23 protein-coding genes and 1 tRNA gene are annotated in these 20625 nt (G+C 70.8%); 7 read left to right on the top strand and 17 right to left on the bottom strand.

The window, feature by feature from the left end; all coding sequences use genetic code 11:
• Window positions 1–46: 46 nt before the first annotated feature.
• Window positions 47–1498 carry a hypothetical protein gene (locus ACZ48X_RS15860; RefSeq protein WP_336348783.1) on the top strand — a complete coding sequence of 484 codons (1452 nt, stop codon included), beginning with the start codon at window positions 47–49 and terminating at the stop codon, window positions 1496–1498.
• Here ACZ48X_RS15860 and ACZ48X_RS15855 read toward each other — a convergent pair.
• The 3 genes from ACZ48X_RS15855 to minD all read right to left on the bottom strand — a co-directional run bounded on the left by ACZ48X_RS15855 (window position 1471) and on the right by minD (window position 3682).
• Window positions 1471–2232 carry a histidine kinase gene (locus ACZ48X_RS15855; RefSeq protein WP_336348784.1) on the bottom strand — a complete coding sequence of 254 codons (762 nt, stop codon included), beginning with the start codon at window positions 2230–2232 and terminating at the stop codon, window positions 1471–1473. The genes ACZ48X_RS15860 and ACZ48X_RS15855 overlap by 28 nt on opposite strands.
• Window positions 2233–2363: 131 nt before the next feature.
• Window positions 2364–2909: a DUF8054 family protein gene (locus ACZ48X_RS15850; protein WP_336348785.1), complete on the bottom strand. Its 546-nt coding sequence runs from the start codon at window positions 2907–2909 to the stop codon at window positions 2364–2366.
• Complete coding sequence (minD, locus tag ACZ48X_RS15845) at window positions 2906–3682, bottom strand: cell division ATPase MinD (RefSeq protein ID WP_336348786.1); 777 nt, start codon at window positions 3680–3682, stop codon at window positions 2906–2908. The genes ACZ48X_RS15850 and minD overlap by 4 nt, the downstream gene beginning before the upstream one ends.
• Before the next feature lie 378 nt (window positions 3683–4060).
• Between minD and ACZ48X_RS15840 the strand changes: the two genes are divergently transcribed.
• Together ACZ48X_RS15840 and ACZ48X_RS15835 are read left to right on the top strand one after the other, a co-directional pair.
• Window positions 4061–4714 (top strand): SatD family protein, encoded by a 654-nt coding sequence (locus ACZ48X_RS15840; protein WP_336348787.1) that lies wholly within the window; start codon window positions 4061–4063, stop codon window positions 4712–4714.
• Window positions 4708–5160 carry a hypothetical protein gene (locus ACZ48X_RS15835; RefSeq protein ID WP_336348788.1) on the top strand — a complete coding sequence of 151 codons (453 nt, stop codon included), beginning with the start codon at window positions 4708–4710 and terminating at the stop codon, window positions 5158–5160. The genes ACZ48X_RS15840 and ACZ48X_RS15835 overlap by 7 nt, the downstream gene beginning before the upstream one ends.
• A gap of 57 nt (window positions 5161–5217) precedes the next feature.
• Here ACZ48X_RS15835 and ACZ48X_RS15830 read toward each other — a convergent pair whose 3' ends face one another.
• The 8 genes from ACZ48X_RS15830 to ACZ48X_RS15795 form a co-directional block, all read right to left on the bottom strand.
• The gene (locus tag ACZ48X_RS15830) at window positions 5218–6084 is read right to left on the bottom strand and encodes an adenosylcobinamide amidohydrolase (protein ID WP_336348789.1); all 867 of its coding nucleotides are present in this window, start codon (window positions 6082–6084) and stop codon (window positions 5218–5220) included.
• Complete coding sequence (locus tag ACZ48X_RS15825) at window positions 6081–7151, bottom strand: threonine-phosphate decarboxylase (RefSeq protein ID WP_336348790.1); 1071 nt, start codon at window positions 7149–7151, stop codon at window positions 6081–6083. Before ACZ48X_RS15825 ends, ACZ48X_RS15830 begins: the two co-directional genes overlap by 4 nt.
• A 27-nt stretch (window positions 7152–7178) precedes the next feature.
• Window positions 7179–8183: a nicotinate-nucleotide--dimethylbenzimidazole phosphoribosyltransferase gene (locus ACZ48X_RS15820; RefSeq protein WP_336348791.1), complete on the bottom strand. Its 1005-nt coding sequence runs from the start codon at window positions 8181–8183 to the stop codon at window positions 7179–7181.
• Window positions 8180–8830 carry an NTP transferase domain-containing protein gene (locus ACZ48X_RS15815; protein ID WP_336349656.1) on the bottom strand — a complete coding sequence of 217 codons (651 nt, stop codon included), beginning with the start codon at window positions 8828–8830 and terminating at the stop codon, window positions 8180–8182. The genes ACZ48X_RS15820 and ACZ48X_RS15815 overlap by 4 nt, the downstream gene beginning before the upstream one ends.
• Window positions 8830–9654: an adenosylcobinamide-GDP ribazoletransferase gene (locus ACZ48X_RS15810; protein ID WP_336348792.1), complete on the bottom strand. Its 825-nt coding sequence runs from the start codon at window positions 9652–9654 to the stop codon at window positions 8830–8832. Before ACZ48X_RS15810 ends, ACZ48X_RS15815 begins: the two co-directional genes overlap by 1 nt.
• Before the next feature lie 379 nt (window positions 9655–10033).
• The gene (locus ACZ48X_RS15805) at window positions 10034–10678 is read right to left on the bottom strand and encodes a DUF1616 domain-containing protein (protein ID WP_336348793.1); all 645 of its coding nucleotides are present in this window, start codon (window positions 10676–10678) and stop codon (window positions 10034–10036) included.
• A gap of 183 nt (window positions 10679–10861) precedes the next feature.
• The gene (cbiB, locus tag ACZ48X_RS15800) at window positions 10862–11797 is read right to left on the bottom strand and encodes an adenosylcobinamide-phosphate synthase CbiB (protein WP_336348794.1); all 936 of its coding nucleotides are present in this window, start codon (window positions 11795–11797) and stop codon (window positions 10862–10864) included.
• Window positions 11794–12501: an HAD family hydrolase gene (locus tag ACZ48X_RS15795; protein ID WP_336348795.1), complete on the bottom strand. Its 708-nt coding sequence runs from the start codon at window positions 12499–12501 to the stop codon at window positions 11794–11796. The genes cbiB and ACZ48X_RS15795 overlap by 4 nt, the downstream gene beginning before the upstream one ends.
• A gap of 202 nt (window positions 12502–12703) precedes the next feature.
• Between ACZ48X_RS15795 and ncsA the strand changes: the two genes are divergently transcribed.
• A complete protein-coding gene (ncsA, locus tag ACZ48X_RS15790; protein ID WP_336348796.1) occupies window positions 12704–13711 on the top strand; it encodes a tRNA 2-thiolation protein NcsA in 1008 nt (335 codons plus the stop codon).
• Window positions 13712–13759: 48 nt separating this feature from the next.
• Here ncsA and ACZ48X_RS15785 read toward each other — a convergent pair whose 3' ends face one another.
• From ACZ48X_RS15785 to ACZ48X_RS15765, 5 genes are all read right to left on the bottom strand, one after another.
• Window positions 13760–14026, bottom strand: coding sequence for a hypothetical protein (locus ACZ48X_RS15785; RefSeq protein ID WP_336348797.1), 267 nt, complete (start codon window positions 14024–14026; stop codon window positions 13760–13762).
• On the bottom strand, window positions 14026–15105 hold the full coding sequence (locus ACZ48X_RS15780) for a hypothetical protein (protein ID WP_336348798.1): 1080 nt from the start codon (window positions 15103–15105) through the stop codon (window positions 14026–14028). Before ACZ48X_RS15780 ends, ACZ48X_RS15785 begins: the two co-directional genes overlap by 1 nt.
• Before the next feature lie 180 nt (window positions 15106–15285).
• Window positions 15286–16497, bottom strand: coding sequence for a cell division protein FtsZ (ftsZ, locus tag ACZ48X_RS15775; RefSeq protein ID WP_336348799.1), 1212 nt, complete (start codon window positions 16495–16497; stop codon window positions 15286–15288).
• A gap of 2 nt (window positions 16498–16499) precedes the next feature.
• A complete protein-coding gene (locus tag ACZ48X_RS15770; protein ID WP_227132043.1) occupies window positions 16500–16673 on the bottom strand; it encodes a ribbon-helix-helix domain-containing protein in 174 nt (57 codons plus the stop codon).
• Between the two features lie 232 nt (window positions 16674–16905).
• A complete protein-coding gene (locus tag ACZ48X_RS15765) occupies window positions 16906–17511 on the bottom strand; it encodes a double zinc ribbon domain-containing protein (RefSeq protein WP_336348800.1) in 606 nt (201 codons plus the stop codon).
• 168 nt (window positions 17512–17679) lie between these two features.
• Between ACZ48X_RS15765 and ACZ48X_RS15760 the strand changes: the two genes are divergently transcribed.
• A tRNA-Tyr gene (locus ACZ48X_RS15760) sits at window positions 17680–17753 on the top strand.
• 42 nt (window positions 17754–17795) lie between these two features.
• Here the strand turns inward: ACZ48X_RS15760 and ACZ48X_RS15755 are convergent.
• On the bottom strand, window positions 17796–19136 hold the full coding sequence (locus ACZ48X_RS15755; protein WP_336348801.1) for a zinc metalloprotease: 1341 nt from the start codon (window positions 19134–19136) through the stop codon (window positions 17796–17798).
• Between the two features lie 119 nt (window positions 19137–19255).
• Here ACZ48X_RS15755 and ACZ48X_RS15750 point away from each other — a divergent pair, with 119 nt between their 5' ends.
• Window positions 19256–19711: a DUF4442 domain-containing protein gene (locus ACZ48X_RS15750; RefSeq protein ID WP_336348802.1), complete on the top strand. Its 456-nt coding sequence runs from the start codon at window positions 19256–19258 to the stop codon at window positions 19709–19711.
• Between the two features lie 88 nt (window positions 19712–19799).
• Complete coding sequence (locus tag ACZ48X_RS15745) at window positions 19800–20450, top strand: DUF7095 family protein (protein ID WP_336348803.1); 651 nt, start codon at window positions 19800–19802, stop codon at window positions 20448–20450.
• The last annotated feature ends 175 nt before the right edge of the window (window positions 20451–20625 follow it).

Genomic DNA, 20625 nt, shown 5'->3' with positions numbered 1-20625 from the left:
AGGGGGCGGCTATATGACGGTCCCGCCGGAATTTCGACCGTCCGCCATGTTCCGGCGCGGTTCGAGCCCTCCACCCAGTCGCACCGCCACCGAACGAGCCGCGACGTCGCCGTTCGCGACGACACGCTCCGGAGTCGTCGCCCTCGCCCTGGTCGCGCTCGTCGCCCTCGCGGGCTGTAGCGGCGCTCCGACGACCACCGACGCCCAGACGACCACCGACGCCCCGGGGCCGACGGACGCGGCCCCCGCGACGAACGCGACCGCAACCACCGCACCCCCTTCGACGACGGACGCACCCACGACGCGGGCGACGACGGACCGCGAGTCGACCACCACGCCCGGCGACCACGACGGGAACGACACCGCGTCGTTCCGGATTCCGGTCCGGGGGAACGGGACGCTGCCGTTCGACCACAACGAGACGTACGCGCGGACGATGACGCTCCTCGGGCTCGACGACCCCGTCGACCCGCCGAGCCAGATATACCTCTACCGGCCGGCGACGCCCTGGCAGCCGACCGTCTCGGACCCGTTCGCGCTGACGCTCATGGACGCCCGCGAGTCCTCGAACTTCTCGCGAGAGACCCGCACCGGCCTCAGCCTCGCGCTCTCGGGGACCGAGTCCAGGACGGACCTCGAGTTCACGGTCGTCCACGAGTACGTCCACAACGCGCAGTTCGCGCGCATCCAGGACACCCCGACGTGGGACACGACGTTCTCGGACGCGTACCAGCGGCATCGCGCCGCCGCCGCCGTCGTCGAAGGCGCGGCGTCGTACGTCGCCCTCGAGTACCTCGCGCGCTACGAGAACCGGAGTCGCGCCGCCGTGGTCGCGGAGACCGACGGCTACCGGAACGCGTCGCCCGCCGGCAAGTACGCGTGGGCGCCGTACCACTTCGGGCGCGAGTACGTCGCCGAACGCGTGGACTCGCCCGCCGATCACTGGCGGCTCTACGAGGAGCCACCGCAGACGACCGAGGAACTCATCCACGGCCTCGAACCCGGGTCGGAGCCACCGAAGCCGCTGTCGGTGACGGTCGACGCGGACGCGTGGTCGGTCGAGGAGCGCGAGACGCGCGGCGAGCTGTTCGCGCGCGTCGTGCTCGCGAGCGAACTCGCCGAACCGAAGGCTGCCCGTGGCGCGGCGGGCTGGGGGAACGACGAACTCGTCGCGTTCTCGAACGGGAGCGAGCGAGCGTTCGCGTGGACGCTCCGGTGGGACGACGCCGCGAACGCGACCGAGTTCGTCGACGCCTTCGGCGCGGCGACGAACGCCCGCAGTCCCCGGTCGGACGGCGGGTGGACGGTCGACGACACCCGGATACGGCTCGTGCGCGTTTCGCCCGAGACCGTCGTCGTATTCACCGGCCCGGGGTCGTTCGTCGACTCGGCGACCGCGACCGGGAGCGACGGGAACGTCACCGTCGGCGGCCCCGCTGCGGGCCAGTCGCCGGCGTCGCGAGCACGAGGTCAGGCCTGGTACGCGTCGCTGACGTAGGACTCGATGTCGCGGACGCGGTCACGGTCGAACGTCCAGAACCCGCGCCAGTGGCCGTCGTCGTCCTCGACGCACACGAGCGCGGCGTGGTCGGCGTCCGACCCGTCCGGTGGGACGAACACGACGAACCAGACCGCGTCCAGGTTCGGATGGTTCGAGTGCGCCGACAGCGAGCTCTCGGGCGTCCAGTCGCCGACGCCGTAGACGTTCGCGTCGAGGTCGGTCTCGGCGAGCGTCTCGTACACCGTCTTCGTGCCCTTCTCGTCGTCGATGCGTGACAGCCGCTGGAACCCCGAGTGGATGCGGCCCGCGCCCTCGCGGTACGCGAGCGCCTCGATGAACCGCGATATCTCGATGAGGAGGAACTTCTCCTTGCGCGTCGACGGGTACCCTTCTGCGTTGAACGGGACGTCGGCGAGCTCCGCGAGCACCGCGGGCGTCTCGACGTCGGCGAGTTCCCGGGACCCGGTGATGTAGATGTCGGAGTTCACGAACAGGACCGCGTCGCCGACGTCGTCGAGTTCGGACTCCGCGACGCGCTCGCCGTCGCGCGTGAGGACGACGAGGTTCTCCTCGCCGCCGTCGGTGAGCGCGGTCTCCACGTCGACCGGCTGGCGCTCGAAGAGGTCCTCGAACATCCCAGTGACGTGCTCGTTCCCGGCCCCGCTCACGTTCACCACGGTGAGGGACACGCTGGGGGCGTCCAGTTCGTCGACGAAGTCCGCCAGTTGCATTCGATACGTACCAGGGAACGGATTCACAAGTACCTTGCCGCCGGTTCGAGCCTCGATATCGGCGGGACCGCTCTGCCGCCGGTTCGAGCCTCGACGTCGGCAGGACCTTCGGTCGGTCCGCGGCGGCGCGGTCAGGAGAGCTCGTCGACGAACCCCCACTCCTCGGCGCGGCGTTCGGCCTCGGCGCGGGCGTCCTCGCGGAGTTGTTCGACGCGGTCCTCGTTCTCGAGGAACGATTCGAGGGGGTCGTCCGCGGCGTCGTGCCCGGGGTGGTCGGCTTGGGCGCGGTCGCGGGCGGCGGCGGCGAGGTCGTGGTCGCCGGTGAGGACGCGCGCCGGTTCGCCGGGAGCGACCGCGAGCGCGTCCGCGCCGTCGGCGTCGTGCACGTCCGCGAGCGCGTCCGGGTCGACCGCGCGACGTTCCGCCTTCACGGGGCCGGGGCCGGCGAGGTCAGCGAGCGCGTCCGCGCCACCGCGCTCGGTACCGGTGTGCGACGCGAGGACGGGGACGCCGTCGCGGACGGTGAGGACGCCCGCGCCGTCGTCGCCGAGGAGGAGCGTCGCGCTCGGTTCGAGCACGAGGTAGCCCGTGAGGCGTTCGTCGAGTGCCGCGCGGAGCGCGCGCTCGTGGTCGTCGAGGACGCGCGAGGCGACGACGTCGCCCTCTGGGAGTCTCATGGGCGGTCGGGGACGACGGCGCTCGCGAACCGGTCGGCGACCGCGTCCTCGTCGCCGTCCGCGGGGTCGAGGCGCGACGCGGCCGCCCGGAACGCCTCTGCGGGCGGCGATTCCGGGGCGTGCGCGACGAGCGGTTCGCCGGCGGCGCGCGCCTCGCGGACGACGTCGGCGGCGGGGACGCTCGCGAGCACGGGCGCGTCGAAGTACCGTTCGGTCTGGTCGCGGACGGCGTCGACGTCGTCGGGGTCGTGCACGCGGTTGTAGCAGACGCCGGCGGTCTCGGTGCCGTACGCTTGCGCGTACTCGTGGACCTTCAGGCCGTCGCTGAGTGCGGGAATCGTCGGTTGTAGGACGACGACGATGCGGTCGGCGAGGACGATGGGGAGGACGGCGGACTTCGACCCGAGTGCGGCGGGCGAGTCGAGCAGGAGGACGTCGGTGTCGGCGGCGAGGTCGGCGACGACGTCGGCGAGCCGGTCGGGGTCGGCGGCCTCGAAGTCGCCGAGGTCGGTGCCGCAGGGGACGACGCGCATCCCGAAGCGCTCGTAGGTGGCGTCCGCGACGGCGACGTCGTGGTCGCCCAGGAGGAGGTCGTGGAGCGTGACGGGGGCGTCTTCGAGGTCGGCGTGGAAGAGGAGGTTCGCGAGGCCGGTGTCGGCGTCGACGACGGTGACGTCGTGGCCGTCGTCGGCGAGCGCCATCCCGAGGGCGAGCGTGGCGGTCGTCTTCCCGGTGCCGCCCTTCCCGCTCGCGACGGCGATGGCTTCGACCATGCGTCGTCGTCGCTCGCGGAGTTGCTAAGCGGTTTCGGTACGCGAAAGAAAGGCGACCCCACCCTCGGGGTCGACGGGAGGACGGCCGACAAAGGGGGGAAGCCGGCCGATCCGTCTCGAACGGACCGTGTGACACGTCGAGAGTCCACCCCTCGACTGAACGAAATCACTGTCCACGGGGACCTATAGTTTATGGCCGGGGCCTGATTATTCAACCAACGGTTATGGCTGAATCCGAGCACGTACGGTAATCGAAGGCCGTCGGGGCGGCCTCGTCGCACCCCGCCGACGGCCATCCCACGCCCACCCACGCCAAAAAATCAACCACTAATGGTTGAAAGAGTGCTTTTAACCCGTTCGAGGTTGAGCCTTCGGACGATGACAGTCCGTCGTTGCGTCGTCCTCGGCGACGTCGTCGACTCCCGAAACCTCGACGACCGCGAGGACGTCCGCGAGACGCTCGAAGCCGCGGTCGCCGCCGCAACCGACGCCGCCGGCGACGCCATCGTCGCACCGTTCGCCGTCCTCAAGGGCGTCGACGAGGTCGGCGGCGTCCTCGACGAACCGGGCGCGGTCGTGCCAGCGTTGCGCGCGCTCGTCGAACACCTCCACCCCATCGAACTCCGCGTCGGCCTCGCGTGGGGTGCCGTCGACGTCGCCCCCGACGCGGACGCCGTCGCCGCGATGGACGGCCCCGCGTTCCACCGCGCCGACGAGTGCCTGCAGGCCGCCGCCGCCGACGACCGCTACGTCCGCGTCTCGCTCGCGGACGTCCCGGACGTCTTCGCCGCCGTCCTCGGCGACCAGCTCGACCTGCTCTCGCTGTGGACGAGCACGTGGACGCCCCGCCAGCGGTCGTTCGTCACCGCGTACCGCGACGCGGACACGATGACCGCGGTCGCCGACGCGTTCGACGTCTCCGTCCAGATGGTGTCGAAGACGCTCGACCGGACGCGCGCCGCGACCGTCTACGCCGTCGAGGACACGCTCGAAGCAGCGTTCGCCGCTGTCGGCGGTGACGACACGTGGTAGCGTCCTGGCGCGTCGCCCGCGGCACGCTGCTGGTCGCGTCGCTCGCGGTGTTCGCAGCGCTCGCGTGGACCGCGTGGCCCCTCGACCTCTCGGGGGTCCCCCTCCATCGGTACGCCGGGTTCGCGGCCGCCGGCGCGTTCCTCTGGGCGACCAGCGGGTACGTCGTCCGCTGGGCGCTCCGGTTCGCGGGCACCGACAGCGACGCCGGCGACGCCGACACCGGCCGCGCCATCGGGAAGGTCGAGAACGCGCTCGTCCTGACGCTCGTCCTCACGGGCGCGTACACCGCGCTTGGCCTCGTGTTCACCGCGAAGTCCATCGTCCGCTGGCAGGACATGGACTCCGAGAACACGACGTACTACCTCACCGGGAGCGTCGCGAACTTCACGTACAGCCTCCTCGTCGGCGTCGCCGCCCTCGCCGTCTTCGGGCCGTCGCCGTTCTGAACGCGTCGCCGTCCATCGCGGCGACGGCGTCGTCGTCCTCCCAGCGAGGCGACGACCTCAGTCCTCGACCGAGAACACGGCCGCTCGCGAGTCCGTGGTGACGCCGTACCGGGCGTCCGCGACCGACGTGGGCGGGGACTCGCTCGCGTCGTTGTAGCGTGCGTCGAGTGCCGCGGCGACGGCGTCGCGAACGCACGCGCGGGTGGCGGCCCCGACCCTCGTCGCGCTCCCGGAGAACGCCGCAGGGTCGCCGTCGGGGTCGCAGGCGGCGACGACCGCGTCGCTCGTCGTCCCCGGGACGCCGACGCGGTCGAGGAGGGTCGTCGCACGGGCTTCCGCGGCGACGGCGACGAGGTTCGCGAGCGCGCCCGGCGCGAGGTCGCGGGTCGTGCCGACGACGACGTTCACCGTCCCCGGCACGAACTCGCCGTCCGGGAGGCCGTCGTCGCCGTCGCCTCCCGCGTGGTCAGTGGCGGGCGCGCGGAGCGCGTCGTCGTCGGTGGGGAGCGCGGCGGGGTTGGAGACGCCCGCGGTCGCGTACGCCTCGACGGGGCCGAGGCGCGCGCCGCGAGCGTGCCGGGTCGCGACCCCGGTGAGGAGCACTGGTGCGTCGCCGCGGGCCGCGGCGGCGACGCGTTCCGGCGCGACGCCGCGCTCGCGGAGGCGCTCGTCGACGAACCCCGCGAGGTCGTCGCACCGCCAGTCCTCCGGGACCGTACACGAGTACGCCGCGTCCGCACGCATGCGGCCGCCGCGCCACCCCGTCGACAGCCACTCCGTGCCGGGGCGCGCGAACTCGAGGACGTCCTCGCACCGGGTCGCCGCGAAGAACGGCGCGTCCGCCGACGGCTCCGGGACGCCCGCCCCCGCATCCGAGTCCGCGCCGCCGGCCGCCGACGGGGGCGCGTTCCCGTCGTCGCTCACGCGTCCACCACCTCGGCGAGCACCCGGAGCAGTTCGTCGTTCTCCGCTGGCGTGCGGACGGCGACGCGGACGTGCGCGTCCAGCCCATCGAAGGTCGTCGCGTCGCGGACGGCGACGCCGCGCTCGCGGCACGCGGCGACGACGCCCGCGGCGTCGCGGCCGGTGTCGGCGACGTCGAGGAGGACGAACGGCGCAACGCCGTCGCGGTCGGTCGCGTCGTCGTACGCGCGGACGCCGTCGGGGAGCCCGGTTCGGATGCGGTCGCGTTCGACCGCGACGCGCTCGCGGGTATCCGCGACGAAGTCGTGGTCGCGGAGGCAGTGCGCGCCGACCGCGGCCGCGGGCGCACCGAGGTTCCACGTGCGGCGGGCGGTCCGGAGCCGGTCGCGCTCGCGGCCCGTGGCGACCGCGAACCCGGCGCGGAGCCCGGGGAGCCCGAACAGTTTCGTGAGCGAGCGCGCGACGACGACGCCGGGCTCGCCAGCCATCGAGGGTTCGTCGGTGAACCCGAGGAACGCCTCGTCGACCAGCAGGGTCGTCCCGGCGTCACGGCAGCGCGCGGCGAGCGCGCACAGCGCGTCGTGGTCGTACACGTCCCCCGTGGGGTTGTTCGGGTTGCACGCGACGACCAGTCGGGCGTCGGCGAGCGCGCCAGCGTCGAGGTCGACGACGGCGTCGTGCGCAACGCGGTCGACCGTCGCGCCCTGCAGGTCGGCCTCGCGAGCGTACTCCCCGAACGACGGCGCCGGCACGAGCACGCGGTCGCCGGGGTCGAGCGTCGTCGCGAACGCCAACCGGAGCGCGGCGAGCCCACCGGGCGTCGGGACGACGTGCTCGCGACCGATTCCGCGAGCGGTCCCACGGCTGACGTAGTCCGCTGCGGCGTCCCGGAACGCGGGGTACGCGTCGTCGGGATACCGGGTCGCGTCGTCGAGCGCGCGCTCGTAGACCGCGCGGACGCCGTCGGGCCGCTCCGGGTTGACGTTCGCGGAGAACTCGAGGACGTCCGGGTCGCGCGTCCCCCCGTGCGGGACGCGCTCGGCCGCGTCGACCGCGTCAGGGCGCACGCCCCGTCACCTCCCCCGGCGAGCGCGTCACGACTCCCCTCCCGCGGTGGCGTCGCCGACGAGGCGGTCGTAGAGTTCGCCGGCGCGGTCGCGGACCGCCCCGAGGTCCCCGGTGGCGTTCGCGAGCGCGAGCGCCCCGCCCATGCCGACGCCCTCCTTCGCCTCCCCGTCGACGTACCCGCCGAAGCCGACGTGCGCGCGGTCGAACTGCGGGTCGGTCACGGTCGGCTCGCAGTCCAGGCGACGGGCGGTCTCGCGGAACGCGACCGCGTCGTCGTCAGCGACGTAGCTCGTCGTCGCGACGTCGAGCGGGCCGGTCGCGCCGTCGTGGCGGGCGAGCGCGGCGACCGCGAGCTGCTGGGTGCCGCCCGCGAGCGTCACGCGCTTCCCGGCGGCGAGCGCGCCCGTCGCGACGCCGGCGAGCGTCGCGAGCACCGGGTCGCCCATCCGCCGGGTCGCCTCACGCGGGTCGTTCTCGCAGTCGCCAGCTTCGAGGCCGCTCGCCGCGAGCCCCTCCGAGACGACCTCGCGCTTGCGCTCGATGGGGTTCGTCGGGAGCGACGACGACACCGCAGCGTCCTCGCCGAGTGCGCGCAGCACGCCGAGCGCGGTCGTCGTCCCACCGGGGATGGTCTCGGCGAGCACGAGGTGGTCGTCGGGCAGCGACCGCCCGACGCCGCGCGCCGCGAGGAACGCCCCGGGCGCGGTCGGCACCGGGTCGGCCTCGCGGACGTCCTCGCCGGGCCGCGCACCGACCGAGACGGTCGGCGCACCCGTCGGTTCCGCGAGCCCCGCGTCCACGACCGTCACGTCGAACCCGACGACCTCCTGGGCGGCGCGCGTGACGATCGCGGGCGTCGGCGTCCCCGTCGGCGACACCGGTACCGACGGCGCGCGGACGACGTCCCCGTACGCGAGGACCTCCGCGTCCGCGCTCGGCGTGTACGCCATCGCCTCCGGGTCCGCGCCCGCGGCACTCAGTCCCTCGATGCGCGCGGTCTCCGTCGACCCCGCAGCGAGCACGAGCCTCATCGGTCGCCCTCCACGGCGTCGTCCGTCGTTCCGTCGCTCGCGCGAACCGGGGCGTCCCCGGGCGCCGCGGCGAGCGCGGCGGCGACGTCGGCGTCCCCGAGTCGATTCACGTTCACGGCCAGTCGAGCGTCGTAGGTCGTATGCATGTTCTCTCCTCCAGTGTCGACGACGTTCAAGCCCGTCGGTGCGAGCCCGTCGAACGCGGTGTCGACGCTCGCACCGAGGCGCTCCTTGAGCGCGACGGGCACGCAGACCGACAGCGACCCGGTCGGGTCCGCGGCGTCGCCGCCAGCACCGTCCTCGCGAGCGATGCGTTCGCGGGCGGCGAGCGCGCGGTCGACGTGCTCTGGCGCGAGCAACGGCAGGTCCGCGGCGGCGGTGACCGCGGGCCGGCCGACGACGTCGAGCGCGGCGTCGAGGTCCGCGACGTAGCCGTCGCCGGGCGTGTCCACGACGGTGACGTCGTCGCGCGCGGCGAGGTGCTCGCGGGTCCGCGGCGTCTGCGGCGACACCGCGGCGTAGACGTCCTCGATGCCGTCCGCCGCGGCGAGCGCGTCGACGACGCGGTCGACCATCGCACGCCCCGCGACCGCGAACAGCGGCTTCTCCACGTCGGCGTCGAGGCGCGTACCCGCGCCGCCGCACATCACGAGAGCGTCCACGCTAACACCCCCGCGTGGAGCCCCAGGACGCGCGCGACCTCGGTCGCCGCGCCGAAGACGTCGCCGTTCGGGCCGCCGAGGCGACGAGTCGCCCACGCGCCGACGACGGCGGTCCCGGCGAGTGCGCCCGCGAACGCTCCCGCCGCGGCGACCGCGACCGCACCGCTCGCCGCACCGGCCAACGTGGAACCGGCGGCCAGGAGCGGCCACGCGACCGCAGGTCCGGCGAGCGCGAGCGCGAGGACCGCGGTCCCGACGCCGGCGCCCTCGGTGATGGCGCTCCCGAGGCCGTCGTGGGGCGCGGAGCCGAACGCGGCGAGCGCCGCGAGGCCGACGCGCGCACCGACCTCCGCCGCGAGGACGACCGCGACCGCAACGAACGGGGCCGTTCCGGCGACCGCGACCGCTCCCAGCGCGAGACCGGCGACGACCAGGGAGACGGCCGCGAGCGCGCCGACGCCCGTCGTCGTGTCCGCGAGCACCTCGCGCCGGCGGTCGCGGTCGCCGTGGACGACCATCGCGTCCCCGCAGTCCGCAACGCCGTCGAGGTTGTTGACGCCGACGAGCGCGTACACCGCGAGGACGTACGCGAACGCGACCGACGCCACGGGCAGGTCGGAGGCGACCGCGAGCGGCGCGGCGACGACGACCGCCGCGAGCGCGCCCACGACGTACCCGGGGACGACCGCGGCCGCCGGCGCGGCGGTGAACGCCGCCCACGCGTCGCCGTCTCGACCCACCGGCACGCGCGTCAGGAACCCGAGCGCGCCCGCCGCCGCCGCGAGCGCACCGCGAACGCGACCCGTCATCGCGCCACCACCACCGCCGGTGGCGGTCGCTCGCCGCCGTCCGGACGCGAACCGTGGTCCGGACGCGAGCCGCGTTCGACAGCGAACGCGGCGAGGACGCACTCGTTCATCTCGACTCCGGGTTCGCGGACGAACGGTTTGGGCGTTCTGGAACGCCACCGCTATCGAAGCACGCGAAACTCCGAAGAAGGGTCAGCGAACGTACTCAGGTCGGGACGCCGAGCACGCTCTCGTTCTCCGAATCGGCGGCCGGGTGAGGGTTCGACCGACGCGTCGAACGCGACCGCTATCGTGCCGTGGTCGAAGGCGGGGGGAAGCGGAGCCGTCGGGCCGAGAGCAGGCGCCGAGGGGAGGAACGCGCCTCGGTCGCGGGACCGAGTCAGGCGGCGGGGGCGGCGAGCGCTGACGCGGTCGCGTTCGCGGACGTCTCGGTGGCGTTCTGCGGGTCGTCGTCGCGCTCGGTGACGTCGACGAGCGCGGGCCACGAGTCCGCGGCGTCGGCCGGCCGCGGGTTCGCGGGCGCGTCGCCCTCGAACACCATGAGCACGATCCGGTAGTCGTCGCCGGTTTCGTTCACCGTGACGTTCCCGGACACCGTCTGGCGGGCGTCGGCGACGGTCGTCGAACGCTCGAGGAGCGTCTCGTTCGACGTCACCGCGATCGACGCGTTCTCGCCCTCGGTCGTCATCTGGTACTCCTGGAGGAGGGCGACGACGGTGTAGGACTGCTCGTCGTCGGACTGGTCCCGGAGCGTGATCTCGACGGGCGTCGGCTCGCCCGCGTAGACCGTGGGGTGACCGCCGTCCGCGGCAGCGTTCGCGGAGACGCTCCCGGTCAGGACGACGTCCGCGTCGGTCCCCGTCGTCACCGTCGTGCGTTCGGTCGTTTCGTTCGACGTCGCGTCGTCTGCGTTCGTCGTGTCGGTCGCAGTGGTCGCGGTGTTCGGCCCACCGAGGGCGCCGAGACACCCGCTCGTCGCGACGACGACGACGAGGAGGGCGATCGCTGGGATGCGGGAGACCATACTCGGGGTCCATCGGAGACACGACAAATACTTTGTGGAACCACCACCATCACGATACGTTTTCTCGGGCGTCGACTCCGAACCGAAACGAATGCATCAGGCCCCAAGAATCCCGTAAACGAAAGCCTCAGTCTCGACACGTGCACGAACGTTCTCGGTATCGTTACAATCTCTCGATACGCGTCACGGGAGCGCGAGCACCTCCGCGGGGGTGGGGACGGCGAGCGCGAGCGCGGCTGCGGTGGCGACGGCGAGCCACCCGGCGCGGTCGACGACCGCGAGTGCACGCTCCGCTATCGGCGTCGGCGGGAGCGGCGCGTCGGGATTCAGCACGTAGACGCCGGGTTTCTCCAGTCGGACGTCGACCGCGGCCGCGAGTGCACCCATCGGCCACCCCGAGTTCGGCGACGGGACGCCCGCGAGCCACTCGCGCGCGCGACCGAGCGCATCCGGTCGACCACCGGCGAACGCGAGCAGGCCCGCCGACAGCCGCGCCGGCACCCACATCGCGGCGTCGTCGAGGCGTGCGCTCGCGGTCCCGTGACGCTTGGCGGGGTACCCGAGCATCGAGTCGAGCGTGTTCACGGCCTTCACCCACGCCGCCGCGCCCGCGCCCGCAGCGATACCGAACGGGAGCGCGACGACGAACGCGAGGAGGGGCGCGACGAGCCCGTCGGCGAGGTTCTCGGCCGCGGACTCGACGGCCGCGGACCGCACCTGCGCCGGCGAGAGCGCGCTCGCGTCCCGCCCCGCGAGCCCCAAAAGGTCCTCGCGCGCCGCCGCGAGGTCGCGGTCACTCGCTGCGACGACGTCGCGAGCGAGCGCGAGGAGCATGCGTCGACTCGTCGCCGCGAATAACGAGAGAACGGCGGCGACGACCGACAGCCACGGGGTGAGGTATCCAACCGCGAGCACGACGCCCGCGACCACGCCCGCAGCGGCGAGCGGGAGGACGACCGCGACCGCGGCGCCCGCGACCGCCGGGTTCGCCCACTCGCGGTCCGCGAGCGCGACGACGCGCCCGAACCACGCGACCGGATGCAGGCGGTTCGGTGGTTCGCCGACCGCCGCGTCCAGCCCCGCCGCCGCGGCGACGACGAGCGCGCCGAGCGCACTCACTGCGACCCCGCTCCCTCGTCGGTCGCGCTCGACGCGTCACCGTCGTCGTCGACCGTGGTCGACGCGGCTCCGCCCCTGCCGGTCGAACGGGCGAACGACGCGACGACGTCCACGAACTCCGCGGACGCGACGTCGCGGACGTCCACGAACGACCCGCCGACGCGCTCGACGCCAGCGTCCGCGTCCGCGTCGCCGACGTGCACGAGCGCGTTCGGCTCGCAACCAAGCCCGTCCGCCACGCGCTCGAAGATCCGCTCGTCGGGCTTCCGCCACCCGCACGCGGCGCTCGCGACGACCACGTCGAACGCGTCGCGCATATCGGCGCGAACGAGCGTCTTCCGAACGAGTCCGGGAACCGAGCAGTTCGAGCACACCGCGACCGAGCCGTGCTCGCTGGCGGCCGCGACCGCGTCGCGCGCACCACGACGAACCGTCACGTCGGGGTCGAACGCGGCGACGACCGCACGCCGCGGCGCGTTCCCAGGCGCATCGACGCCGCGGCTCGCGAGCGCTCGCGCGACGTGCGCCGGAAGCGGGACCTCGGCTCCCTCCGGCGCGTCCACGTGCACCTCGCGGTACGCCTCGCCCCAGTCCTCGGGGACGTCGACGTCGCGAGCGCGAAGCTCGCGCGCCACCGCTTCAGCGGGGTCATCGGGTCGCGTGACGTCGACGAGCGTCCCGAACAGGTCGAACGATACTGCCACTACGTTCGACTCAGCGAAAACAGACTTGAAGATGACGGAACTACTGACTCGACCAGCATACGGCGCCCGCCAGGGCGCCGTTTCTACCGTCTCGACTCCACGAGCATCCGGCGACCTCCAGGCCGCCGGTTCTCGTGGTCGTGTTTGTCGTGAGCGTGTGGAGCGAAACCCGTTTCCCCTCGGGTCCGGTACGGGTGAGCGAATGGAGTGTTCGAAGTGCGAGCGGGATGCGGTGATGCATGCGGCGTATTCGGGCGCGCACCTGTGTGATGCGCACTTCGCGGAGTCCGTGGAGCGCCGTGTGCGGCGACGGGTTCGCGAGGACAATCTCGTGCCGCGTGACGCGACGCCGGAGGACCCGGAGACGTGGGTGGTCGGGCTGTCGGGTGGGAAGGATTCGGTTGCGCTCACGCAGATCCTGCACGAGACGTTCGAGGCGGATCCTCGTATCGAGCTGGTGGCGTTGACGATCCACGAGGGCATCGAGGGGTATCGCGACGAGAGCGTCGACGCCTGTCTCGAGCTGACCGAGGACCTCGACGTCCGTCACGAGGTCGTGTCGTACGCCGAGGAGTTCGGCGTGGAGATGGACGACGTCGTCGAGGACGACCCCGAAGGGATGGCGCCGTGCGCGTACTGTGGGGTGTTCCGACGCGACCTTCTCGAGCGCTACGCCGACGAGTTCGGCGCGGACAAGCTCCTGACCGGTCACAACCTCGACGACGAAGCCCAGACCGCGCTCATGAACTTCCTCGAGGGCGACGTCGCGCAGATCGCGAAGCACTTCGACGCGAGCCTCGGGCCGTTCGACGAGCGCGGGAGCGACGGCGACGGTGCGCCGAGTCGCGAGGACCAGGAGCACTTCGTGCCGCGCGCGAAACCGCTCCGGGACGTCCCCGAGAAGGAGGTCGCGCTCTACTGTCACCTCCGGGACCTCCCCGCACACATCACGGAGTGCCCGCACGCGAGCGAAGCGTACCGCGGCGAGATACAGCAACTCCTGCACGGCCTCGAGGAGAATCATCCCGGGACCCGTCATAGTATCCTCGCGGGCTACGAGGAGCTCGCGGGTATCGTCGCGAGCGAGTATCACTCCGACGCCGACGACTCGCGGGACGAAGCCGACCTCGGCGAGTGCGAGCGCTGCGGGAGCACCACCACGCGAGACGTCTGTCGGAAGTGCCAGTTACTCGACGCGCTCGACGCCTGAGGCGACCGGACAGGGCTAACTCGACCCGCCACCGCGGCGTCCGACGCGTCAGACGACGACGTACACAACCAGTCCTGCGAGCGCGACGCCAACGCCCGTGAACACGCCGATGTCCACGTACGTTCGGGCGACCGCGTCGCGCGAGTCGAGCGCGACGGCGACACCCGCGACGGCGACACCCACGAGGAACCCCACCGGCCCGAACCACGCGTGCGGCCCGCCACCGCCGCCGTGCGCGGCCACCCGCCCCGACGACACCACCAGGGCGACCATCCCAGTCACGACGAACCGCTGCAGCAACCCCGCTCGCCGCATCACGACACCTCCTCGGTCGTCACCGCCGCACGACCATCGGCCACGACGCTCGCGAACAGCACGCCGACGAGCGCAGCGAGCACCACCGCCCCAACGACGACGTGGATCGACCAGTTGAACAGCCCCTCCTGGAGGTACGAGTGGTCGATGCCGACCGTGAGGTCGACGACCGTGAAGTACACCGTCACGAACGCCGCCGGGAGGCCCGCCGCGAACGCGGTGAACGCTCGCGACCGGAGCGCACGACCAATCCCGACGCGACGCACGTACACCGCGAACACGTCCGCGAGCACGCCCGCGACCACCGCCGGAACCAGCAACCACACGTACCCCTCGACCTGCACGATAGCGAACGCCGCCACCCCGAACGCAACCGTGAACGCACCCGGCACGAGGTCGAACCGACGAAGCGTCGCCACGACCGCACCGACGTACACGAGCGGCCACGCGACCAGCATCGTCACCACCGACCGCATCGACTCCCACTCGAAGTGCGGGTACGGCCGCACGAGCGGATTCACGAACCCGCCGAACATCCCGAGAATCGCGAGCGCGAGCGTCATCGACACCACGACCGGGACCGCCCCGAAGGCCGTGTCCGCGTCCTCGCCGCGACGCGCCGCCGCTCGGAGCGGCGACAGCAGGAACAGGACCGACCCGACCGCGAGCGTCAAGTGACTCGGACTCACGAGCGCCTCGAAACTCTCCTCGAACCCGAACGCCGAATGCCAGAAGAAGTCACCGACGCCCCCGAACCCGAACACGAGGACGCCGACGATACCCCACCGGTATCCCGGCGGCACCGCCGCCACCCAATCCAGCCCACGGGACCGGCGGTGCGCCGTCCCGGCGAACAACGTCACCGCCACCACGAGGAACGCCGAATAGAAGAACACGTGCTCGGCGGTGAAGAACCCCTCCTCGGCGAACGAGATACCGGCCGCGTGCGACCGGAAGTCCGCAGCGATCCCCGCCACGGTCAACAACGAGAACACCGCGACCACCGCGTCGAACGTCCGACTCGACACCGGCAACCCGACGCCCTCGGTCACGTCACTCGAAACTGTCGTCGAACCCATGCCCGACCGTTCCACTCGCGAACACGTATAAATTACAGATTGTTTTCAGAGCCAGCAAAACGTCGCGCTCCGGGCCGCAGCCGTCACTACACCACGAGAACGGAAGGAAGGAAAGAGAACGGCCACGTGGCCACCGACGACGTCGACCGACCAGGGAGATCGGTCTCCACGAGTGCGCCGTCAGCGGATGACGTCCAGACCGTTGTTCCGCTCGACCTCGCTCCGACCGCCGTCGCTCTGCGCGCCAGACTGTCCGCCGAACGACCCGTCGCCGCTGACGTTCTGGCTCGCGTCGAACTCCGTCTCCTGACTGCCACCGACACCGTCGACGCCGTCGATGGCCTGCCGGGACTTGTTCGCCTGCTTCTGCGTGCTCGGCCCGAGCACCTGCGCGGACTGCACGCCCGTCATGATCGCCATGACGCGGACCTTACCCTTGTAGTTCTCCTGGATGCGCGCACCCCAGATGACGTTCGCGCTCGCCTCAAGACGCTCCGTGATGTTGTCCGCGATACCCTCCGCCTCTTTCAAGGTGAGGTCCGGGCCACCCGTGATGTGCACGAGTCCACCGCTCGCACCGCGGTAGTCCACGTCCAACAGCGGATGGTTCATCGCGTCGTTCACCACCTCGCGCGTCTTGTTCTTGTCCTGGGTCTCACCGACGAGCATCACCGCCACACCGCCCTGGTTCATGATGCTCGTCATGTCCGCGTAGTCCAGGTTGATGAGCGACGGCTGCGTGATCGTCTCCGAGATCCCCTTGACGGTCTCCGCGATGATCTGGTCCATCACGGAGAACGCCTTCCCGATCGGGAGGTTCGGGACGTAATCCAGCAGTCGATTATTGTCGAGGACGATGATGGAGTCAGCTTCCTCGCGGAGCTTCTCCAGGCCTTCCTCGGCCTTCACCGTCCGCGCTCGCTCCACGTTGAACGGCGTCGACACCATGCCGACGACGATCGCACCCTGCTCCTTCGCGATCTTCGAGACCACGGGCGCGGCACCAGTCCCGGTGCCACCACCCATGCCGGCGGTCACGAACACGAGGTCGGCCTCACCGAGGACCTCCTTGATCGTGCCCTGCGCCATCTCCGTGGCGCGCTCACCCATCGACGGGTCGCCACCGGCACCGAGTCCGTTCGTGAGGGACTTCCCCACGAGGATCTTGGTGTCGGCCTCGATCATCTTCAGGTGCTGTTTGTCCGTGTTGATCGCGATCGTCTCCGCGCCTTCAACACCGATGTTGTACAGGCGATTGACGGTGTTGTTGCCGGCGCCGCCAGCACCGACGATGACGATGCGGGGATCGCCGAAGTCGTCTCCGTCGATCTTCTGCTGCTTCTTCTTCTCTTGTTCCTCGTTCTCGAGGGCTTCTTGGACTATGTCCTGCATCGTCACACCTTCGCCCAGCTGCGGCCGCCTTTCTCGGCGCGGTCGCCTTGTTCGTTTAGCATTTCACGGACGGCGGAACGGATCGCTTCCGACCGGTTCGGAAACTCGCCCGTCTCCACCATCTGTTCGACCTCCTCGATCTGCTGTTTCGGAATGCGCAGTGTCACACGCTCCATGGTTCGTAATTTCCCCTTTGGGTAAGACGGCACGCGTGAGAGTCACACGCAATTTGTCTTACACGGCTAAACCCCAGTAGGGCAGTCCGTTCATCACCGCCGGACGCAGCCTGTAAGACGACCGTCTTACGCGACTGTATGCACTGTGTCATACGTAATAAAACTACCGCCGACATATTTCGACGGGCTCGTAGAGCGACTCCAGAGCCGCCCTACTCGCCGTTTACAGCGTTTACCCCGAATCGAGGACGTCAGCGGCCGGCGTCCGACGCCCACAGCCCGGACAGAACGCCCAATCCGACCGCACCTCGTCCCCACACTCGCAGAACGCCCGACGAGACGCCTTCTCACCACAGTTCGGGCAGTACACGTGCTCGCCGTCCAACGCCTCCCCGCACTGCGCACACGACTCATGGTCGTCGGACGACGACTCCACGCCCCCAGCCTCACTCTCGCCCGCAGTCGCCTCCGCCGCTTCATCCGACACCTCCGCATTCTCGTCGGACACCGCTCCTTCGACCGCGACCGTCACGTTCACGTCCTGTGGTTGCGGACGAACACCGAACCCGCGGTCCGCGAGCGCCGCATCCACGCGCTCGCGAACCACCTCGTCCACTCGCTCACGAACGAGCGCGTCCAGCGTCTCCGCATCCGCACCCCCAACCGAACCACCATCGGCATCCTCGATCACATCACCGTCCGCGAGCCGCTCGCTCCCCGCGTTTACATCCTCGAGATACGCGCGCAACGCCTCACGAACGACCTGGCTCTTCGAGGCGTCCATCGCCTCGAGTTCCGCGACCAGGTCGTCGTCCGCGCGAACGGTAATCTTACTCATCTAACACCAGCCACAACACAATCATCGTATTTCAACTTTCCTCACCGTCAGACACCCGAATCGACGACCCACAGCGACCACCGCGCCGTGACACGTAATCGCCCCCCGAAGGCACCACGAAAGAAAACCCTTATATCTACCCACGGACCAAGCAGTGAATGCGATTGCCCGCCCTTAGCTCAGACTGGTAGAGCAGTCGACTGTAGATCGACTTGTCCCCCGTTCAAATCGGGGAGGGCGGACTTCTCCTGCAGTCGATTCGTAGTCGAATTCTCGCCGTTCCTTCAGCTAGCGGTGGCGTTCGTCGGTGTCTCGTTCGTGGTATTCGCGGTGGACGGGATGGGGAGGTTCGTGGTGAGTGCTGGTGGGCCGTACATGTTGGTTGCGAGGTACGCCCAGTCGTCGAAGGGGGCGCTGGTGCTGTAGCCGAGGGTCTCCCAGGGGGCGTTGTAGTTCATCACGCTCTCGTAGCGGTCGTGTGGGACGTCGTACGAGTCGATGCCGTCGTAGTCGTCGTTGGAGAGGCCGAGTGCGTGCCCGAGTTCGTGCATGAGGACGTGTGCTTGGCCGCGGGTCGTGTATTGGTCGCCGTCGCGGCCGCTCGTCTGGAGGACGACGTGGCCGGTAGTTGCGAAGCCGGCGACGGAGTCGCCGGCGAGGCGGGCGTCGCGGACGACCATCGCGTGGTGATAGCCGCGGGTTTCGTTGTCGAAGTACGAGAGGCGGAGGCGGAGGCTGTCGAGTTCGTTCGTCTTCGGTTCGCGCGGGATGGCGTCGTCGACGACGACGTGCAGCGAGATGCCGGTGGTGCCGTCGGGGTTCGTGATGGGTGCGTTCGCGTACTCGTCGACGACGAGCGCGATCGCGGTCGCGTTCGGGCGTTCGCCGCGCATGTAGTCGAGTTCGACGAAGACGTCGCGAGCGAGCGGGTCGGCTGCGGCGAGCGGGCCGCTGTCGGCGGCTTCGACGCCGTCTTCGAGGCCGTCGTCGTCGGTGTCGGACGACGTCGGGTCGGTGTCGTACACGCGGAGTTCGACGGCGTCCGGGAGTCGGTCGCCGTCGGTGTCGTTCGTCGTCGGGTCGGTGCCGAGTTCGCGTGCTTCGCGGCCGTCTCGGAGGCCGTCGTCGTCGGTATCGGGGTTCGTCGGCGACGAACCGTACTCGGCGACTTCGACGCCGTCACCGAGGCCGTCGTCGTCGCTATCCGCGACGAGCGGGTCGGTCCCGTACGTCTCAGCCTCCTGACCGTCTTCCAGGCCGTCCTCGTCCGTGTCCACGACCGTGGGGTCGGTCCCGAGCGCGTTCACTTCGCGGGCGTCGTCGAGACCGTCGTCGTCCGTGTCGACTCGAAGCGGGTCGGTGCCGACGTCGACCTCGCGACCGTCTTCCAGGCCGTCGCGGTCGGTGTCCGCGAGCGTGGCGTTCGTGCCTGCGTCGCGTTCCGCGCCGTCGGTCAATCCGTCGGCGTCGGTGTCCGCGACGAGCGGGTCGGTGCCGGCGCGGAGTTCGTCGAGCGAGCCGACGCCGTCGCCGTCGAGGTCAGCGAGTGCCGCGGCTCCGCCGACCGCGAGCGCGAGGATGGCGACGCCGACGAGGAGGACGACGAGTGAACGACGGGAACGCACGTGCACCAAGTTGGCGTGGCACGCGATTAGTCCTTTCGCGCGACGGCGCTGCGAGGAACGCGTCGCGGTGCGCGCGCAGTTCCACAGCGTTCACGATACCGTCGGTCGTGGACCCAGCCATGAGCGAGTCCTGGCGGACGCGGCTGGCGCGATTGAAGTTCAACCTGTTCCCCGTCTACCGCGGAACGGGTGGCCGCGTCCGGTACATCCGCGAGGACTGGCAGGAGATCCGCGTCGAGATCCCGTATTCGTGGCGGACGAAGAACTACATGGGGACGACGTTCGGCGGGAGCATCTACGGGGCGTGCGACCCGATGCACGCGATGCTCCTCATCAAGAACCTCGACGAGTCCACGTACGCAGTGTGGGACACCGAGGCGTCCATCGACTTCAAGAAACCCGGGAAGACGGACCTGTACGCGAAGTTCGAGCTGTCCGACGACGAGATCGCGTCGGTGAAGCGCGCGGTCGACGCGGACGGCCCGGTGAATCGCGCGTACGAGGTGGACGTCGTCGACGCCGACGGCGTCGTACACGCGACCGTCGAGAACGTCGTGCACGTCTCGAAGCGCTGACTCCGCGGGTCGACGGCCTGGGACACGGTTCCCGAGGGCGGCGTGCTGAAGCGGGCTGGTTTTGACCGTGGCCGCGTTACCCTGGAGCATGAGTCTCTCACGGGACGACGCGCTGGACCGCGTCGCCGCCATCGTGGACGCGGTCGAGTCGGAGACGATGCCGGTCCCGGTCCGCGAGGTGTGGGTGTACGGCGACGTCGCACTCGGCCTCGATCCGGTCGACCGCCTGGACGTGTACGTCACGAAGGACATCCTGATGCGTGGGGACAGCGACCGCGCCGACGAGTTCGAGCGCGATCTCGGCGTGAAGGGTGTCGGACAGACCGTGCGCGCGGCGTGGGCCGAGGAGCACCCCGACCTGGTGCGGGCGAACGCGAACGGGCACGCGGCACCCGAACAGTGTCTCGCCGCGCACCTCCTGGAGGACGACGAACCCATCCATCTCGAGGTGTGTAACGCGAGCTTCGAGGACAACGTCACGCAGCGCCTCGAGGGCGCGAAGACGCGCGGCGACTGGACGCAGCTGCTCGACCCGCGTGGCGTCTGTCTGTTCGCGGAGGGCCAGCGGAGCGACGAGGCGATGCGGAAGCTCCGCGACGGCGAGGTCGCGCTCCCGACGCTCTCGCGGTCGCTCCAGATGCTCGGCCTCGACGAAGGGGACGCGCAGGACGCAGCCCAGGAGTTGCACGCGTGGCGCGACGAGCAGGAAGGCGCAACCGTTCGCGGCGACGTCGTCTAGCGGTCGCTACCGGTGGGGTGAACGACGAGAGGGTCGTGGCTGGCGAGCAGGCGGTGCGTGCGTCGTCGTCGCGTCGGCGCACCGCGCTCCCGTCTGGACCGACGCGACCATTCCTCAGCGCATCGCCGTCGTTCGCCGCCCGATGCAACTTGAATCGTTGGGGCGTCGAGGAGGA

It is taken from the genome of Halorubellus litoreus (assembly GCF_055378595.1).
The sequence above is the reverse complement of the archived record's forward strand: the minus strand, read 5'-3'. Positions and strand labels throughout refer to the sequence as shown.

Excerpts from the sequence above, each read along its gene's own strand:
- ACZ48X_RS15860 (WP_336348783.1), top strand. The coding sequence starts at position 47 with ATGTTCCGGCGCGGTTCGAGCCCTCCACCCAGTCGCACCGCCACCGAA.
- ACZ48X_RS15855 (WP_336348784.1), bottom strand. The coding sequence starts at position 2,232 with ATGCAACTGGCGGACTTCGTCGACGAACTGGACGCCCCCAGCGTGTCC.
- ACZ48X_RS15850 (WP_336348785.1), bottom strand. The coding sequence starts at position 2,909 with ATGAGACTCCCAGAGGGCGACGTCGTCGCCTCGCGCGTCCTCGACGAC.
- minD (WP_336348786.1), bottom strand. The coding sequence starts at position 3,682 with ATGGTCGAAGCCATCGCCGTCGCGAGCGGGAAGGGCGGCACCGGGAAG.
- ACZ48X_RS15840 (WP_336348787.1), top strand. The coding sequence starts at position 4,061 with ATGACAGTCCGTCGTTGCGTCGTCCTCGGCGACGTCGTCGACTCCCGA.
- ACZ48X_RS15820 (WP_336348791.1), bottom strand. The coding sequence starts at position 8,183 with ATGAGGCTCGTGCTCGCTGCGGGGTCGACGGAGACCGCGCGCATCGAG.
- ACZ48X_RS15815 (WP_336349656.1), bottom strand. The coding sequence starts at position 8,830 with ATGTGCGGCGGCGCGGGTACGCGCCTCGACGCCGACGTGGAGAAGCCG.
- ACZ48X_RS15810 (WP_336348792.1), bottom strand. The coding sequence starts at position 9,654 with ATGACGGGTCGCGTTCGCGGTGCGCTCGCGGCGGCGGCGGGCGCGCTC.
- ACZ48X_RS15805 (WP_336348793.1), bottom strand. The coding sequence starts at position 10,678 with ATGGTCTCCCGCATCCCAGCGATCGCCCTCCTCGTCGTCGTCGTCGCG.
- ncsA (WP_336348796.1), top strand. The coding sequence starts at position 12,704 with ATGGAGTGTTCGAAGTGCGAGCGGGATGCGGTGATGCATGCGGCGTAT.
- ACZ48X_RS15785 (WP_336348797.1), bottom strand. The coding sequence starts at position 14,026 with ATGCGGCGAGCGGGGTTGCTGCAGCGGTTCGTCGTGACTGGGATGGTC.
- ACZ48X_RS15780 (WP_336348798.1), bottom strand. The coding sequence starts at position 15,105 with ATGGGTTCGACGACAGTTTCGAGTGACGTGACCGAGGGCGTCGGGTTG.
- ftsZ (WP_336348799.1), bottom strand. The coding sequence starts at position 16,497 with ATGCAGGACATAGTCCAAGAAGCCCTCGAGAACGAGGAACAAGAGAAG.
- ACZ48X_RS15770 (WP_227132043.1), bottom strand. The coding sequence starts at position 16,673 with ATGGAGCGTGTGACACTGCGCATTCCGAAACAGCAGATCGAGGAGGTC.
- ACZ48X_RS15765 (WP_336348800.1), bottom strand. The coding sequence starts at position 17,511 with ATGAGTAAGATTACCGTTCGCGCGGACGACGACCTGGTCGCGGAACTC.
- ACZ48X_RS15750 (WP_336348802.1), top strand. The coding sequence starts at position 19,256 with ATGAGCGAGTCCTGGCGGACGCGGCTGGCGCGATTGAAGTTCAACCTG.
- ACZ48X_RS15745 (WP_336348803.1), top strand. The coding sequence starts at position 19,800 with ATGAGTCTCTCACGGGACGACGCGCTGGACCGCGTCGCCGCCATCGTG.